Below are 15,781 nucleotides of genomic sequence, written 5' to 3'. Positions count from 1 at the left end.
AAGTCCCCCTTGATCCCCCGGAGGTTCCCCCATGTCCCGCACCCCCGATCCCGTGCCCTCCCCGGGCCTGCCGCAGCAGGACGAGGAGCAGCGGCTGCGCGAACTCGGCTACCGGCCGGTGCTGGCCCGCCGCATGGGCGGCTTCGGCAACTTCGCGATCAGCTTCTCGGTGATCTCGATCCTGTCCGGCTGCATGACCCTGTACGGCTTCGGCCTGAACACCGGCGGTCCCGCCGTGATGCTGTGGGGCTGGGCCGGCGTGGGCCTGTTCGTGCTGTGCGTGGGCCTGTCCCTCGCCGAGGTCACGAGCGCCTACCCGACCTCCGGCGCCCTCTACTACATGGCCGACCGGCTCGGCGGGCGCCGCTGGGGCTGGTACACGGGCTGGCTGAACCTGCTCGGCCTGCTCGGCGCGATCGCCGGCATCGACTACGGAGCCGCCCTGTTCACCGGGGCGTTCGCCAACCTCCAGTGGGGCTTCGAGCCGACGCCGGGGAGGACGATGCTGATCTTCTGCGCGATCCTCCTGCTGCACGCCACACTGAACCTGTTCGGGGTGCGGCTGGTCAGCCTGCTCAACTCGATCAGCGTGTGGTGGCACCTGGCGGGCGTGGCGCTGATCGTCGGCGCCCTCGCGATCGTCCCGGACCACCACCAGTCGCCGTCCTTCGTGTTCACGAAGTTCGTCGATCAGACCGGCTGGGACAACCCGCTGTACGTGGCGGCGATCGGTCTGCTGCTCGCGCAGTACACCTTCTCCGGCTACGACGCCTCCGCCCATCTGTCGGAGGAGACGTCCAACGCGTCGGTGTCGGCGGCCCGCGGCATCGTGCGGTCCATCTGGGTGTCCTGGATCGCCGGCTTCGTGCTGCTGGCCGGCCTCACGTTCGCCATCCAGGACTACGACGCCACACGCACCACACAGACCGGCGTGCCGCCCGCGCAGATCCTGCTCGACGGCCTGGGCACCGACGGGGCCAGTGCGCTCCTCCTGGTCGTGATCGTCGCCCAGTTGTTCTGCGGGAACGCCGAGGTCGCCGCGGCCAGCCGGATGGTGTTCGCGTTCAGCCGTGACGGCGCGCTGCCCGGCTCGCACCTGTGGCGCAGGGTGAGCGGCCGCACGCAGACCCCGGTGGCCGCCGTCTGGCTGGCTGTCGTCGTGGCCTGCCTCCTCGCCCTGCCGTCCCTGTACTCGGCGACCGCGTACAACGCCGTGACCGCCATCAACGTCATCGGCATCACCCCCGCCTACGCCATCCCGGTCCTGCTGCGGCTGCGCGCCGGTGACAGGTTCCGGCCCGGGCCCTGGAACCTGGGCAGATGGAGCAGGCCGATCGGGTGGATCGCGGTGGTGTGGGTGGCGTGTGTGACCGTCCTGTTCTGCCTGCCGCAGGCGTCACCGGTGACGGTCGACACGATGAACTACGCGTCGGTGGCGCTCGCGGCCGTGCTGATCCTGGCCAGCGTCTGGTGGTACGTGGCACGCCGGTCGTACGGCACGCCCACAACGGCCGCCTACGGCAGCGACCGTGACCAGGCCGAACTCGCGGAGGGCATCGTCTAGCGGCCTGCCCGCGGCGCCGGTCCGGGTGCGAACCGGCGTGCCGGATACGGCAGGATGAGCGAGCGCGTGGGCCGCCGGTGGACGGTGGGCCCCGCGATCGCACATCCCGGACATCGAGCAGGTGACAACGTGACGAAGCTTCACAACGGGCTCTCCGCAGCCGCATCGCGACCCGGAGGTGACCGGTGAACCGCGCACTGACCCTGGACGACCTCGTCCTCGCCGGCATCGCCCTGGCGGCGGGCCTGTTGCTCGCCTTCCTGTCGCGCACGCTGCTGCGCTGGCTCGCCAAGCACGCCAAGCGCACCCGGTGGAGCGGCGACGACGTCATCGTGGACACGCTCCGTTCGGTGGTGCCCTGGGCGCTCGTCGCCGGCGGCCTGGCGGCGGCAGCGGCGGTGCTGCCGCTGACCAGGACCGTCCAGCACCACACCGACCAGGTGCTGCAGGTGTGGCTGATCTTCGTGGTGACCGTGTCCGCGGCCCGGGTGGTCGCCGGACTGGTCCGTACGGTCACCCAGTCCCGTTCGGGTGTGGCGGGCTCGGCGACCATCTTCGTCAACATCACGCGCGTGCTGGTGCTGGCGATCGGCTTCCTGGTGGTGCTCCAGACGCTGGGCATCTCGATAGCGCCCCTGCTGACCGCCCTGGGCGTGGGCGGTCTGGCCGTGGCCCTCGCCCTGCAGGACACGCTCGCGAACCTCTTCGCGGGCATCCACATCCTCGCCTCCAAGACCGTCCAGCCGGGCGACTACATCCGGCTGAGCAGCGGCGAGGAGGGCTATGTCATCGACATCAACTGGCGCCAGACGACGGTCCGCCAGCTCTCCAACAACCTGGTGGTCATCCCCAACGGCCAGCTGGCGAAGGAGAACATGACCAACTTCACCCGGCCCGAGCAGCAGCTGACCGTGCTGGTGCAGGTCGGGGTGAGCTACGACTCCGACCTCGAACACGTCGAGCGGGTGACGACGGAGGTGGTCGCGGACGTCATGAAGGACGTCTCGGGCGCCGTCCCGGACCACGAACCCGCCGTGCGCTTCCACACCTTCGGCGACTCCCGCATCGGCTTCACGGTCATCCTCGGCGTGGGCGAGTTCAGCGACCAGTACCGGATCAAGCACGAGTTCATCAAGCGTCTGCACCGGCGTTACCGCGAGGAGGGCATCCGCATCCCGTCGCCCACCCGCACGGTGGCCCTGCAGCAGGGCTCGGTGGTCATCCCGCAGCAGCGCGCCGGGGAGGACGTGTTGCCGGGCGCCGCACGGGCCGAGCAGGGACGCAACGGCGGTGGCCCCACAGCACCCTGACGACGGCTCCGGTCCGCGCGATCGCCGTCCGGCGGGACGCGCCCGCCCTAGGTCCGCTTCCTCGGCGTGCTGGCGGGTGTGTCACCGGCCGGTGCCGTGGCGTCCGGTGTGCGCGGCAGCAGGGCGGCCGCGGCGAGGCCGCCGAGGCCGATCACCCCGAGGGTGATCATCGCGGCGGCGTAGGCGCCCTTCGAGAGCCCGGAGACGAGGATCGTGCCGGCGATGGCCGTGCCGAAGGACGATCCGAGGTTGGACACACTGCGGGACAGGCCCGAGATCTCGCCCTGTCGCTCCTCCGGGAAGCTGGACTGCACGACGTTCACCGACGGGGTCAGCATGACGCCGAGGCCGAGCCCGATGAGGACGAGACCGGGGACGAAGGCCCAGGCGGAGGAGAAGCTCCCCGCCAGGGCGACCAGCACGGCCACCCCCGCGACGGACGCCACGAAGCCCGTCATGATCAGCGTCCGCTGGGGGTACCGCCGGGCCAGCCGCTCGGCGGACAGCGACGTCAGGAGGAGTCCCAGGGTCGCCGCCGTGAAGATCACTCCGGTCTGGATGGCGTCGTAGCCGCGCACCACCTGGAGGTAGGCGGCCACCGTGAAGGACGTGCCCATGAGGATCAGCCACTGGACGTTCTGGGTGACCAGGCCGAGGTTCGACGTGCGGTTGCGGAACAGCCCCAGGGACAGCAGCGGTTCCTGACCGGCCCGCTCCTTGGCGCCCATCGAGCGCAGGAACCAGGCGAGGACGAACACGCCCAGCCCGATCAGGACGATCGTCAGCCAGATGTTGTTGTCCGCCGCCAGGATGCCCATGACCACCAGGACCAGGCCCACCGCGGACAGCACGGCTCCGGTGGTGTCGAAGGACCGGTCCGGGTCCGGGGGCAGGGGGTCCTCGATGTGGCGGCTCAGCCACACGATCACGGCGATCACGAGGGCCTGGAACACGAAGGCCGCACGCCAGCTGATGCCCGTGGTGATGAGTCCGCCGATCAGCGGTCCCGCGGCGGCCCCGATGCCGCCCAGCGCCATGATGATCCCGAACGCCCGGGCGCGCGAGGTCAGGTCGGGGTACAGCAGCGTGGTGAGGATGTAGACGGGCGGGATGAGCAGGGCCGTGCCGATTCCTTCGAGGATCGAGTTGCCCAGGATCAGGACGCCGAGCCCCGGGGCGGCGGCGCTGAGCAGCGCGCCGACGGCGTAGACGACCAGTCCGGTGACGAAGCAGCGTTTGCGGCCGTAGCGGTCGGTGAGCTTGCCGCCGGGTATCATCAGCGCGGCCATGACCAGCAGGAAGACCGTGATGGCGACCTGCACGCCCTGGACCGTGGTGTCGAGGTCCCGGCTGATGTCGTTGATCATCACGTTCATGTTGGAGCCGGCGAAGCTGCAGATGAACTGGGCGAGCGCCAGCGCGGCGAGGACCCGCCGCTGCCCCGGCGGCGCCTGCGCGGATCCTGCCGAGCCGGCCATGGTCAGTTGCCTTCCTCGGCGTCCTCCGGGGGTACCGTCAGGCCGTGGATCAGAGGGTGACGGGTCCCTCCGGTGTCGGGCACCGTGCCCTCACGGCCCATCTCCTCGTCGAGCGCCATCGCCGCGGTGATCAGCGAGAGATGGGTGAACGCCTGCGGGAAGTTGCCGAGTTGCTCCCCCGACGGCCCGATCTCCTCGGCGAACAGGCCGACGTGGTTGGCGTACGTGAGCATCTTGTCGAAGGCGTGCCGTGCCTGGTGGATGCGCCCGGTGCGGGCGAGCGCCTCCACGTAGAGGAAGCTGCACAGGTTGAACGTGCCCTCGCTGCCCCGCAGTCCGTCGGGTGAGGCGGCGGGGTTGTAGCGGTAGACGAGGCTGTCGCTGACCAGTTCCTCGTCCATCGCGTCGAGGGTGCTGATCCAGTCGGGGTCCCGTGCGGAGAGGAACCCGACCCGCGGCATCAGCAGCAGCGACGCGTCCAGGACGTCGGTGTCGAAGTGCTGGACGAACGCTTTCCGTTTGGGGTCGAAGCCCTGCTCGACGATCTGCTCGAACACGGCGTCCCGGGCCGCCGTCCAGCGGGCCACGTCGGCCGGCCGGGAGAAGGCGGTGGCCACCCGGATGCCCCGGTCGAAGGCCACCCAGGTCATCAGCCGGCTGTAGGTGAAGTTCTGCCGGCCTCCCCGGGTCTCCCAGATGCCCTCGTCGGGCCGGTCCCAGTGGTCGGTCAGCCAGTCCAGGACACCGGCCAGCGCCCGCCAGCCCCGTATGGCGCCGATGTCCCCGCCCACCGCCAGGGCGTCGGAGGCCTCGCCGTAGATGTCCAGCTGGAGCTGGTCGGCGGCCGCGTTGCCGTTGCGCACCGGGCGTGAACCCCGGTAGCCCTCCAGGTGGTCGAGGTTCTCCTCGGTCAGGTGGGGGTCGCCGTCGACCCGGTACATGATCTGCAAGGGGTCCCCGGAGGCGGTTTTGCCGGCCTCGACCCGCTCGCGCAGCCAGCGCCGGAACGCGAAGGCCTCGGCCTCGAAACCCAGGTCGATCAGAGCGCCCACGGACAGCGAGGCGTCCCGGATCCAGGTGTAGCGGTAGTCCCAGTTGCGCTCGCCGCCGACCTGCTCGGGCAGGCCCATGGTGGCCGCGGCGACGGGTGCGCCGGACGGCGCGTACGTGAGCAGCTTGAGGGTGATCGCCGACCGGTTCACCATCTCCTGCCAGCGACCGCGGTAGGTGCAGGCGCGCAGCCACGACAGCCAGAAGTCGCGGCACTTCTCGACGTCCTCGGCGACGGCGGCCAGGGAGGGCGCCGGCGGGGGCGGGCCCCCGGCGTCGGAGGTGGTCAGGACGACAACGGCGGCCTGACCCGCGGAGAGGGTGAAACGGGCGGTGACGTCGTCGCCGTCCGGGTGCAGGCGGATCCCGGTGCTGGACTGCACGTGCAGGTCGGTGCCCGGGCCGTGCAGCACGGCCGCGTGGGCGTCGGCGAGTTCGAGTGTGTGCGGGGCCCGCCCGTAGTCGAAGCGGGGCCGGCAGGCGAAGGCGAACGGCAGACTCCCCCGGACGACCCGGGCGACCCTGATCAGGGTGTGCCGGTCGGTGGGCGTCGGGGCGGCGACGGGTGGCATGAAGTCCGCCACCTCTCCGACGCCCCCGGGCCCCATGAACCGGGTGATCAGGATCGCCGTGTCGGACAGGTACAGCTGCCGGACCGTCATCCCGTCGCCGTCCGGGTGCTCGGCCGCCAGGTGGCAGTGGCCCCCTCGCTCGCTGTCCAGCAGTGAGGCGAAGACGCTGGGCGAGTCGAAGCGGGGGGCGCACCACCAGTCGACGGTTCCGCCGGACGACACCAGGGCCGCCGTCTGGAGGTCGCCCACCATTCCGTGTTCCGCGATGGGCGGGTACCGGTCCATCGGTCGCTCTCCTGCCCCGGCCCTACGGACCGGTGATCGAGTCGTCCCTCTTGACCACGCAGAGGGCCCAGATGATGAAGCCGGACATCGCGATCATCACGACCGACCACACCGGGTAGTACGGCAGTGAGAGGAAGTTGGCGATGATGACCAGTCCCGCGATGCCCACGCCGGCCACGCGTGCCCACGTCGCCGGTCCGAACAGCCCGACGCTGACGGCCACCGCGATCACACCCAGGACCAGGTGGATCCAGCCCCAGCTGGTGAGGTCGAACTTGAAGACGTAGTTGGGGGTCGTGACGAAGACGTTGTCCTGTGCGATCGCCATGATGCCCCGGAAGACACTGAGCAGCCCGGCGATCATGAGCATGACGCCCGCGAAGGCCGTGAGGCCGCCGGCCCACTGCTGCTTCGCCGTGCCGGTCTCCGTGTGTGCGCGAGGTGTCGTGGTCATGTGGTGCTCTCCTTCGTGTGCGGGGAACGTGCTCAGTGCCCGGAGGTCGTGGGAATCGAGTCGGAGCTCCGGGCCGCTTGGGTGTCGCTGAGGACCAGCTCCTTCGCCCGGCGGAACTCGTCCTCGCTGATGTCACCGCGCGAGCGCATCTGGGAGAGCTTGGCGAGCTCGTCGGCGCTGCTCGTCCGGCCCGTGCCGCCCTGCGCGGTCTCCTTGATGTAGGAGTCGAAGGCCTCCTGCTGGGCCCGTGCCTGCTCCACCTCACGCTTGCCCATGCCCTTGCCGCGGGCGATGAGGTAGATGAAGACGCCCAGGAAGGGCAGTACGCAGACGAAGATCGTCCAGCCGGCCTTGGCCCAGCCGTTCAGGTCGTCGTCGCGGAAGATGTCGACGATGATCCGGAACAGCAGGACGAACCACAGGATCCACAGGAAGAACACCAACATCGTCCAGAAGGCGCTCAGCAGCGGATAGTCGTACGCGAGGTAGGTCTGCGCGCTCATGTCTCTCCTCCGTCCGGGGCGCCGGCGCATCGGCTTCGCCGAACCGGTCACCACCGTTTTCAGCGTGCACACGGCGAGCTGGGGCGCGCCTCACCCGAGGCGGGTGAGCGTCCGGCTCGCGGGGATCAGCCGGCCGGGCCGGTGGTGTCCGGCCGCGTGCCGCTCCGGCGCAGCGCGGCCCGCCACGCGAAGGCGGCCACAAGCTCCACCAGGCCCAGCAGGACCAGCCACAGTCCGAGCAGCCGGGTCAGCGCCCGTGCCGACTCGGAGGGCAGGACCAGCACGACGATCCCGGCGAGGATGCCGAGCAGGGCGGCGCCGAGGACGACACCGCGGTGCGGCAGGTCCTTGGCGGCGATCGCCGTGTAGAGGGTGAGGATGCCGGACGCCAGCCAGGCGAGCCCGACCACCAGCGAGAGCGCGGTGATGGTCTGCAGGGGGTTGCGCAGGCACAGCACGCCCGCGAGGACGAACACCACCGCGAGCAGCAGTCCGGTCACCCTCTCGTCCTCCCGCGCGAACGCCGTCACGAACCGGATCGCGCCGGTGACGAGCAGGTAGAGGCCGATGATGACGGCGAGGACGTGCAGCGTCTCGTCCGGCCAGACGAGGATCAGCACGCCCGGGACCAGGGTCGCGATCGCCGAGGCGAGGATCCAGGTCCAGGAACGGGCGACGGCCGTCACGGCTTCGGCGGGGCCCGCGGCCGCCCCGCCGGAAAGGTACGGCTCTCCGGTCCGCGGCGCCTGTCCACGCGACTCGGTCATGGCTCCTCCTCGCGCGGTCCGGCCAGGCCGCCTCCGGAACTCCGGCGGGGCGGCTCACGGCCCCTCACCCCCTGAGCATCGCAAGGGCGCCACGTCGGCGGATCACCCCTCGCGGGTGAGCGCCCGGTACGGGCACCGGCCGTGGTCACTCGGGCAGTTGCCGCATCTCCACGACGCGCAGTCCCAGTGACTGGCAGCGGGTCAGCAGCCCGTACAGCTGCGCCTCGTCGATGATGCGGCCGAACAGCACTGTCTGACCGGACATCATCACGTGATCCAGTTCCGGGAACGCCTCGGTGAGCGTCTTCGACATGTGCCCATCGACACGGATCTCGTAGCGCATCTGCCGCTCTCCCGCCACGGGCCGGCTGCGGTCTCCCCAGTGATGCTGCTGCATCCGTCCGCCCCTGGCCTCACCCGGCACAGGTGACTCGGTCCCCGTGATCAGTGCGTCAGTGCGTCAGTGCGTCAGTGCGTCAGTGCGAGCTTGAAGGCGATGATCGCCAGGCCGAGCAGCAGATTGATCGCGGCGGTGCCCGTCACCAGGGGCCAGGACGCCCCCGCCTTCCGTGCGCCGACCGCGGACCAGCCCACCTGACCCGCCACGGCCACGGCGAGCGCCAGCCAGCCGGCCCCCTCGACGTCCAGTCCGAGCAGCGGGCTGACGGCCACCGCGACGGCCGGGGGTACGGCCGCCTCGACGATCGGCCATTCCTCGCGGCACACCCCGAGGACCGTCGGCCGGTCCAGCGGCCGTTGGGCGAGTCGGGCGCCGAACAGCTGGGCGTGCACGTGGCCGACCCAGAAGACGAGGCCGGTGAGGAGCAGCAGGAGCACCAGTTGCAGCCGGGGGAACCGTCCCAGGCCGCCGGCGCCGATCACCACCGAGGCGGCGAGCATCGAGCCGTAGACGGCGCCCGTGTAGTCGGCGTGGGCGTGGCCCGGCGAAGACGGGTCCCGCTTCGTGGCGTGCTCGGCCCGGGACATTCAGATCAGGCCGTGGTCCCGGGCCCGCCGCACCGCTTCGGCGCGCCCGTTCACCCCGAGTTTGCGGTAGACGCTCTTGAGGTGCGTCTTCACCGTGTTGACCGAGACGTACAGGTCGGCGGCTATCTCCTCGGTGGACATCATCTCGGCCAGCCTGCCCACGACCTCGCGCTCGCGTCCGCTGAGTTCCTCGACCACCACGGGCGCGGGCTCCGCGGGCCGGGCGGCCCCGCCGTGCGGCGCGGGAGCCGCCGGGACGAGAGCCAGCCCGCGGCCAGGCCCTGCAGGGACGGCCCGTCGAGCAGGCGGCGCAGGTCGGGCCCGGCTTCGAGGAAGGGGCGCCGCAGCCGCTCCCGCCGGGCCTCCACCAGCGCCCGGGCGAGCAGTTTGCGCGCGGTGGTGTCGTCTCCCGCCCGCTGCGCGGCCGAGGCCCGCACGAGCGCGGCCCGGACGGTCACCCCGGGGCCGGTACGGCCCTGCAGGCGGGTGCGGTCGAGCAGGGCGACGGCTCCGTCGGGGTCACCGGCGGCCCAGCGGGCCCAGGCGATCTCCGCCGCGTAGGCGGGGTCGCCGTCGCAGGCGAGGTCGTCGAGCACCTTGAGGGCGCTGTCCGGGCGGCCCTCGGCCAGATGGGCGGCGGAGACGATCACCGCCGTACGGGCCTCGGCCCAGGGCGAGACCACGGCCGCCGGTGTCGCGGGCTCGGCCGCCGCCGCGGCGGCCCGGGGCTCCCCGCGCCAGCAGCAGCCGTGCCGTCGCGAGCGACCGGGCGGCGGCCGTCACCGGGTCCGGCGGGGCTCCCGCGTCGGCCGCCTCCTCCAGGTAGGCCCGGGCCTGGTCGAGTTCGCCGCGGTCGACGCAGAGAGCGGCCAGTACCAGCTGGGCGAGGCCGGGGCCGGACGGGCTCGGGCGGCGCAGGCCGAACTTCTCCCCTTCGTTCAGAGCGGCCAGCGCCTTGCGTTCGGCCCGGCCGAGCCAGCCGTCCAGATGGTCGATCAGGGCCAGCTGGCCGAAGGCGTCCTCCCGGGGCAGCGCCGTCGACACCCCGCTCGGGCAGCCGCCGGCCTCGGACAGGACGGCGCGCGCCTCGTCGAAGTGACCCGCCCACAGCCGGGCCGAGCCCAGATGGGTCAGCAGCAGGGCGACGACCTCGGGGTGCTTCTCCAGCAGCTCGGCGGGGACCTCCCCGCGGAGCCGCTCCACCGTCGTCGCGGCCCGCTCGGCCATGCCGGGCGAACCGGTCAGCCGGGCCGCGAGCGTCTCCAGCAGTACGCAGCTCAGCCGGCCCGCCGCGTCGGACGGCTCCGAGGCGAGCAGGTCCTCGGCCCGGCGCAGGTGGACCAGGCCGCGCTCGATGTCGCGGTCGGACAGGTCGCGTGCGGCGCGCACCAGGTCCGCCGCGGCGCTCGTGGCCTCGGGTCCCATCCGGGAGAACAGCTCGGCGAGGTCGCTCGCCCGCAGGCCGGTGAACAGCTGCCCGATCGCCAGGTCGTCGACGAGGGCACGGGCGGTGAAGTTCCAGTCGCCCGCGGCGGCGCCGTGGGCCAGTGCCTGCGGCAGCGAGCCGGAGGCGCGCAGCCAGCGCGCGGCCCGCCGGTGCAGTTCGGTCTCCAGCCCCGGCGAGCGGACCCGCAGATGGGCCCGGAGGATCTCGCCGAAGAGCGGGTGCAGGCGGTACCAGGTGTGCCCGAGGTCCTCCACGAACGCGTTCTGGCCGTGCAGCGCGGCGAGGACGGGTTCGCCGTCGTCGCGGCCGGTCAGCTCCGCCACCAGCTCGGGGCAGAACCGCTCCACGACGCTGACCCGCAGCAGGACGTCCTGCGAGCGGGCCGTCTGGCGCTTGAGCACCTCGGCGAGGAGGAAGTCGGCGATGGTGCTCCGGCCCGCCTCGAAGTCCTTCAGGTACGCCTCCGGGTCCGGGCTCTGCTGGGCGGCCAGGGCGCACAGGCGGAGCCCGGCGGCCCAGCCCCGGGTGCGTTCCACGAGGGCGCCCATGGCTTCCTCGGGGAGCCGCAGTCCGTGCAGTTCCAGGAGCGCGGCGGCCTCCCCGGGGGTGAGGGCCAGTTCTGCGTCGCGTATCTCGGTCATGGTGCCGGCGGCCCGGTAGCGGTGCAGCGGCAGCAGCGGCTCCGTGCGGGTGACGAGGATCAGGCGCAGTCCCTGCCCGGCGTGGTGCAGGACGAACTCGAGCTGTTCGGCGATGCGCGCGGAGGGCACCCGGTCGAACTCGTCGAGCACGAGCAGGACCGGCTCCGGGAGCCCGCTCAGTTCGTCGGCGAGACGGGCGAGCAGCTTGCGGTCGACGCGGCTCGCGTCCGCCGGGCAGCCGAGGTCGTCGGGCAGCGGTACGTCCGCGGCGCGCAGGGCCTGCAGCACGTAGGCCCAGAACATGCCGCAGCCCTGGTCGCCGTCCTCGTTGGTGAACCAGGCGACCGGTCGTCGGAGCCGGTCGGCCCAGTCGGCGACGAGCAGGGTCTTCCCGGCGCCCGCCGAGCCGTTGACCATCGTCAGCGGTGTGCCGAGGGCCTGGTCCAGGTGTTCGGCGAGCCGTGGGCGGCGCAGGAAGGTGGCCGGCCTGGCCGGCGGGGCGAACCGTGTCTGGAGAAACGGCTCGCCGAGGGGATCGACATACGTGACGGCCGGCCCCCTTGAGGATTCGTGCCGCGCAGTCACGGGGTCACCGTCCCTGTCCTTCCGCCATGGAGAGCGCTCCACACGATCAGCATCTCAGCCTTCGCGCCGGCGCGCAGTTCGCGCGCGGAGCGGGACCGTGTGCGGCGGATGCCTTCGTCAGAGCCGGTCCGCGGGCTTCCCGCGAGCCGCGTCGAGCTGGACCCGGCCGCCCGCCGCCAGCAGGGCGAGGACCGCCAGGACGGCCAGCAGCACGAGGACCAGCACGACGACGGTGAGCACCGTCGGGTGGTTCCAGAGCGCGAACACGAGCGCGACGATCAGCAGGGCGGCCAGGGTGAGCGCGCGGCGGTGCGCCAGCGTCCACGCGCCGGCCCGTCCGGTGCCGACGTGCCGGGCGTCCGCCCAGCGCGCCGCGGAGTCCGCCGTACGGTCGGACGCCCCGCGGACGGCCACGGGCAGCCGCCCGGGCCCGACGAGGTAGGCGCCCAGCGCGATGACGACGCCCAGCACGATCGCCGTGCGCAGGCTGACCCGCAGGAAGCGGAGCAGGGTGTCGAAGACGGCACTGGCGGCGGCCTTGGACTGCACCTGGGGCGGCAGGTGGTCGAGGTAGTAGTCCCGGACGACGATCAGGGCGACGGCCACCACCAGGCAGGCGAACGCGGCGCCGAGGGCGGTACGGGCCAGTGCGCGGCGCCGCCGGTGGGCGAGCAGCACCCCGGCGACGCCGAGGAGGACGACGATCACCGGGAACCAGTTGCCGATGACGTCGAGGAGGTGGGCGCCCTTGCGGAACTTGCCGAGCTGGTCGGACTGGAAGAGCACGAGTTGCTTGTCGACCTGCGGGATCTTGTCGGCGGGTTTCAGGCCGGCGTCGACCAGCTCCTGCTTGACCTTGTCGACGGCGGTGCCCACGTCCAGGGTGACCGTGCCGCCGTTGATCCCGACCGCTCCGCGTCCCTCGCCGGTCAGGGCGTGCACGACGGCGTTGTGGGCGGCCCGGTTGGCGGTCGTCCACACGGTGGCGAAGGCGTCGCTGTCGACGACGCGGGTGGCGACCTTGGTCACGGCCTGGTTCACCGCGGAGTCGAGCTGCGGCCCCAGTCCTCGGACCGCGTCGGCGGCGCGCGGCGGCAGTCCCTGTTTCTGCAGCCAGTCGGCGATGTCACCGACGGCCTGCCGGCCGTTCACCTTGGTGCCCACGGCCTCGGTGATCCGGTGGACGGCCGCGTCCTGCACGGCGGGGTCCGTGGCGAGGGGCGCGACGGTGGCCACGTAGCGGTCGGTGTCGAGGGCGATGTTCTCCACCCAGACGGCGAGGAGCGCGACCGGTACGAGGATGCAGGTCAGCACGATGAGCACGGCCGACGCGACGCTGCGCGCGATACGGCCGGGGCCGTGGCCCGCGGCCGGCCCGTCCCGGCCCGGCGTACGCGGGCCGGACGCCGCCGGCCCGGTCCCCGGCTTCGAGGCCGACGGACCGGATCCCGGTTTCGAGGCCGACGGACCGGATCCCGGCCCGGTTCCGGCCGCCCCGGCCCCGGACGGCCCAGCTGCGGACGGCGCATCTCCGGACGGCCCAGCTCCGGAAGCTCCGGCCCCGGACGCCCCGGACGACCCGGACGACCCGACTCCGGACGGCTCGGCCCCAGACGCCGCGGACGCCCCGACTCCGGACGGCTCGGCCCCAGACGCCCCGGACGCCCCGACTCCGGACGGCTCGGCCCCGGGGCGCTCAGGTCCGGACGGCTCGGCTCCGGAAGCCCCGGCCCCGGACGTCCCGGCTCCGGTCGGCTCAGGTCCGGACGACCCAGCCCCGGAAGCCCCGGCCCCGGACGGCTCAGGTGCGGACGCCCCGGCCCGGGACGGCCCAGTGCCGGACGGCTCAGGTCGGGACGGCCCGGCCCCAGACGCCCCGGCCCCAGACGCCCCGGCCCCAGACGCCCCAGCCCCGGACGGCTCGGAGCCCGGCGTGGACGGGCCCGACGGCGAGGGTCCCGACGCCGACGGGCCCGACGCCGAGTCCGACGCCGACGGTCCCGGTGTGGGCTGCTCGGGGTCCGGTGCGGAGGGCTCGGGCGGTTCGGTCACGGGGGCCTCCCGGCGCGGTGGCTGCCTGGAACACTCCCATTCCGTCAGCCCCGTCCGCGTTCCGCGCGCTGGGAAGACCGGACGGGCGATCCGGCACCCTCCGCGGGTGCGCCCGCACGGACGGACGGCTCACGGTCCCGGCGGCTCGCGGTCCCGCTGCGGCGGCGGGCTGCCCAGACGCCCGGCCAGGAAGGGTTCCTGCGCGAGGACGGCGCCCACGCTGACACTGACGGTGGCGGCGACGCAGACCACGATCAGCCAGGACAGCAGCACGAACACGGAACCGACGGGACCGTACTCCGCGAGCGCCCGGTTGAGCGCCTTCGGCATGTACAGGTGCGCGGAGATCGCCAGGGCGGTGAGCGCGGCGGCCGCGAGGACGGAACCGGGCAGCAGGGGCTTCCAGCCGACCAGGCCGCCGAGCAGCAGGTGCTGGGTCCACCACCACAGGCCCACCTGGGTCACGAACGCGAGCGGGGTGCCCAGCCAGGCGCCCACCCCGAAGCCGTCACGGACCGGTCCCTGGAGGACCAGCACGCAGATCCACAGCAGCAGCCAGGCCAGCCACCGCCACGGGGCGATCCTCGTCCCGGCGCGGGGGATCTCCCACGCGCGTTTGCACAGGCGTTGCATCGCCCGGCTGACGGCCGTGGCCGAGAGCAGCACCATCAGCCCGCCCACCACCCCGGTGGCCTGCTGGAGTCCGGCCGCGGCCGGCTGGAAGACCTGGTCGAGTTCCTTGCTCGCGGCGCCCGTCAGCCCGAACACCGCCTTCAGGGAGTCGAGCATCTGCCGGCGCACCGCTTCGGGGGCGTAGGCCGCCACGACGAAGAGCAGGGGGACGGCCGTCAGGAAGCACTGTGCGGCGATGCGGGTGGCGGAGTCGAAGATGTTCACCGTCACCATGCGGTCGGCGAGGTGCGTGACGACCGGGAACCGGGTCTCCGCCCGCCGGTGCGCCGCCTTCGCCCGGGCGACGAGCCGCTGGGTGCGGCCGCCCTCCGTCATCGGGGTTCCGGCGCCGCGGTGCGGCGGTGCGCCGGGCGCCCGTCCGCTGACGGCACCCGCCCCGTGCTCGGCATGGCATCGCTCCCTTCGCTTGGTCCAGCGTGCGGTGCGAGTCCGCCGACGGCACCCCGGAGAGCTCCCCCGGCCGGTGCGGGGGGGGCGCCGTTCACGAGATGTCGACCCAGGTGCTCCCGCCTACGCTCGTGGTGTCCCGACACGATGGGGTCGCCATGGTGCTCGACCTGCTGCTCATCGCCCTGGCCATCACGCTCGACCCACTGCCCGTCATGGCGTTCGTGCTGGTGGTGGCGTCGGCGAACGGCGTGTGGAAAGGGCTGGTGTTCATCCTCGGCTGGCTGGCCTGCTTCGTCGCGGTGATCGCGCTCGTCCTGGGCCTGACCGGCGGGCAGCCGCCACCGCCCAGGTCCCCGCCCTCGACGGCCGCCCTCGCGGCCAAGCTGCTCATCGGGGTGTCGCTCGTCGTCTACGGCGAGCGCAGGCGCAGGCGCCGGCTCGCCGGCGCTCGTGCCCGGACCGGCGGGAAGGGGACCGCGCCCGCGGCCGGCCGGGACCCGGCCGCCGGAGTGTCCACACCGTCCACGGCGCGGGAGCGGACCGCGGACATGAGCTCCCGGATGGACCGCAGCACGGTGTGGTCCGCCGCCGGACTCGCCGTGCTGCTGCAGCCCTGGGGCATGGTGGCGGCCGGCGCGACGACCGTGGTGGAGGCCGACGCCTCGCACCTGGCGACCTGGCTCGCCCTGTTCGGTTTCTGTCTGCTCGCCACCGCGAGTCTGCTCGCCGTCGAGCTCTACGTGGTGTTCAGCCCGACCAGGGCGAAGGCGCGTCTGCTGCGCCTGCGCGCGTGGCTCGACGGACACAAGGAACAGGCCCTGGTGACCATCTGCCTCGTGCTCGGGTTCTGGCTGGTGGGCAAGAGCATCTTCCAGCTCACCGCGTGACGGACGCGGACACGGAGTGCGGGTCCCCGCGCCGCATGCTGGACTGGTAGGGCAACAGAGGGGATGGCGACCGTCGGCCGCGAACACTGCCCGTGGGGGCAGCCGAGCGGCGGTCC

Annotated in this window: 12 protein-coding genes and 1 pseudogene; 3 read left to right on the top strand and 10 right to left on the bottom strand. The window is 72.7% G+C overall.

Features of this window, described 5'->3' with window-relative positions; all coding sequences use genetic code 11:
- Window positions 1-31: 31 nt before the first annotated feature.
- Together N8I86_RS32015 and N8I86_RS32010 are read left to right on the top strand one after the other, a co-directional pair.
- The gene (locus N8I86_RS32015) at window positions 32-1,564 is read left to right on the top strand and encodes an amino acid permease (RefSeq protein WP_073891268.1); all 1,533 of its coding nucleotides are present in this window, start codon (window positions 32-34) and stop codon (window positions 1,562-1,564) included.
- Window positions 1,565-1,749: 185 nt separating this feature from the next.
- The gene (locus N8I86_RS32010; protein WP_263279331.1) at window positions 1,750-2,874 is read left to right on the top strand and encodes a mechanosensitive ion channel family protein; all 1,125 of its coding nucleotides are present in this window, start codon (window positions 1,750-1,752) and stop codon (window positions 2,872-2,874) included.
- Between the two features lie 47 nt (window positions 2,875-2,921).
- Here the strand turns inward: N8I86_RS32010 and N8I86_RS32005 are convergent, their stop codons facing one another.
- The 10 genes and pseudogenes from N8I86_RS32005 to N8I86_RS31960 all read right to left on the bottom strand — a co-directional run bounded on the left by N8I86_RS32005 (window position 2,922) and on the right by N8I86_RS31960 (window position 14,703).
- Window positions 2,922-4,352, bottom strand: a complete 1,431-nt coding sequence (locus N8I86_RS32005) for an MFS transporter (protein WP_123440428.1) — start codon at window positions 4,350-4,352, stop codon at window positions 2,922-2,924.
- Window positions 4,353-4,354: 2 nt separating this feature from the next.
- Complete coding sequence (locus tag N8I86_RS32000) at window positions 4,355-6,259, bottom strand: glycoside hydrolase family 15 protein (RefSeq protein WP_263279330.1); 1,905 nt, start codon at window positions 6,257-6,259, stop codon at window positions 4,355-4,357.
- Between the two features lie 22 nt (window positions 6,260-6,281).
- Window positions 6,282-6,713, bottom strand: coding sequence for a DUF7144 family membrane protein (locus tag N8I86_RS31995; protein ID WP_073891275.1), 432 nt, complete (start codon window positions 6,711-6,713; stop codon window positions 6,282-6,284).
- 32 nt (window positions 6,714-6,745) lie between these two features.
- On the bottom strand, window positions 6,746-7,216 hold the full coding sequence (locus tag N8I86_RS31990) for an SHOCT domain-containing protein (RefSeq protein ID WP_263279329.1): 471 nt from the start codon (window positions 7,214-7,216) through the stop codon (window positions 6,746-6,748).
- A gap of 125 nt (window positions 7,217-7,341) precedes the next feature.
- Window positions 7,342-7,983, bottom strand: coding sequence for an HdeD family acid-resistance protein (locus N8I86_RS31985; RefSeq protein ID WP_073891279.1), 642 nt, complete (start codon window positions 7,981-7,983; stop codon window positions 7,342-7,344).
- A gap of 145 nt (window positions 7,984-8,128) precedes the next feature.
- Window positions 8,129-8,326, bottom strand: coding sequence for a hypothetical protein (locus tag N8I86_RS31980; protein ID WP_073892104.1), 198 nt, complete (start codon window positions 8,324-8,326; stop codon window positions 8,129-8,131).
- Between the two features lie 125 nt (window positions 8,327-8,451).
- Complete coding sequence (locus tag N8I86_RS31975) at window positions 8,452-8,970, bottom strand: hypothetical protein (RefSeq protein ID WP_263279328.1); 519 nt, start codon at window positions 8,968-8,970, stop codon at window positions 8,452-8,454.
- Window positions 8,971-11,643, bottom strand: a pseudogene (locus tag N8I86_RS31970) (LuxR C-terminal-related transcriptional regulator). It lies immediately after the preceding gene.
- Between the two features lie 117 nt (window positions 11,644-11,760).
- Window positions 11,761-12,966, bottom strand: a complete 1,206-nt coding sequence (locus N8I86_RS31965; RefSeq protein ID WP_263279327.1) for a hypothetical protein — start codon at window positions 12,964-12,966, stop codon at window positions 11,761-11,763.
- Between the two features lie 858 nt (window positions 12,967-13,824).
- Entirely contained in the window at window positions 13,825-14,703 is an 879-nt protein-coding gene (locus N8I86_RS31960) for a YhjD/YihY/BrkB family envelope integrity protein (RefSeq protein WP_079192409.1), read from the bottom strand.
- A gap of 230 nt (window positions 14,704-14,933) precedes the next feature.
- Here N8I86_RS31960 and N8I86_RS31955 point away from each other — a divergent pair, with 230 nt between their 5' ends.
- Complete coding sequence (locus tag N8I86_RS31955; RefSeq protein WP_263280183.1) at window positions 14,934-15,665, top strand: GAP family protein; 732 nt, start codon at window positions 14,934-14,936, stop codon at window positions 15,663-15,665.
- Window positions 15,666-15,781: the final 116 nt, after the last annotated feature.

The organism is Streptomyces albidicamelliae (genome assembly GCF_025642175.1).
In the GTDB taxonomy this organism is placed as follows: domain Bacteria; phylum Actinomycetota; class Actinomycetes; order Streptomycetales; family Streptomycetaceae; genus Streptomyces; species Streptomyces albidocamelliae.
This window is presented reverse-complemented; position numbering and strand designations above follow the sequence as displayed.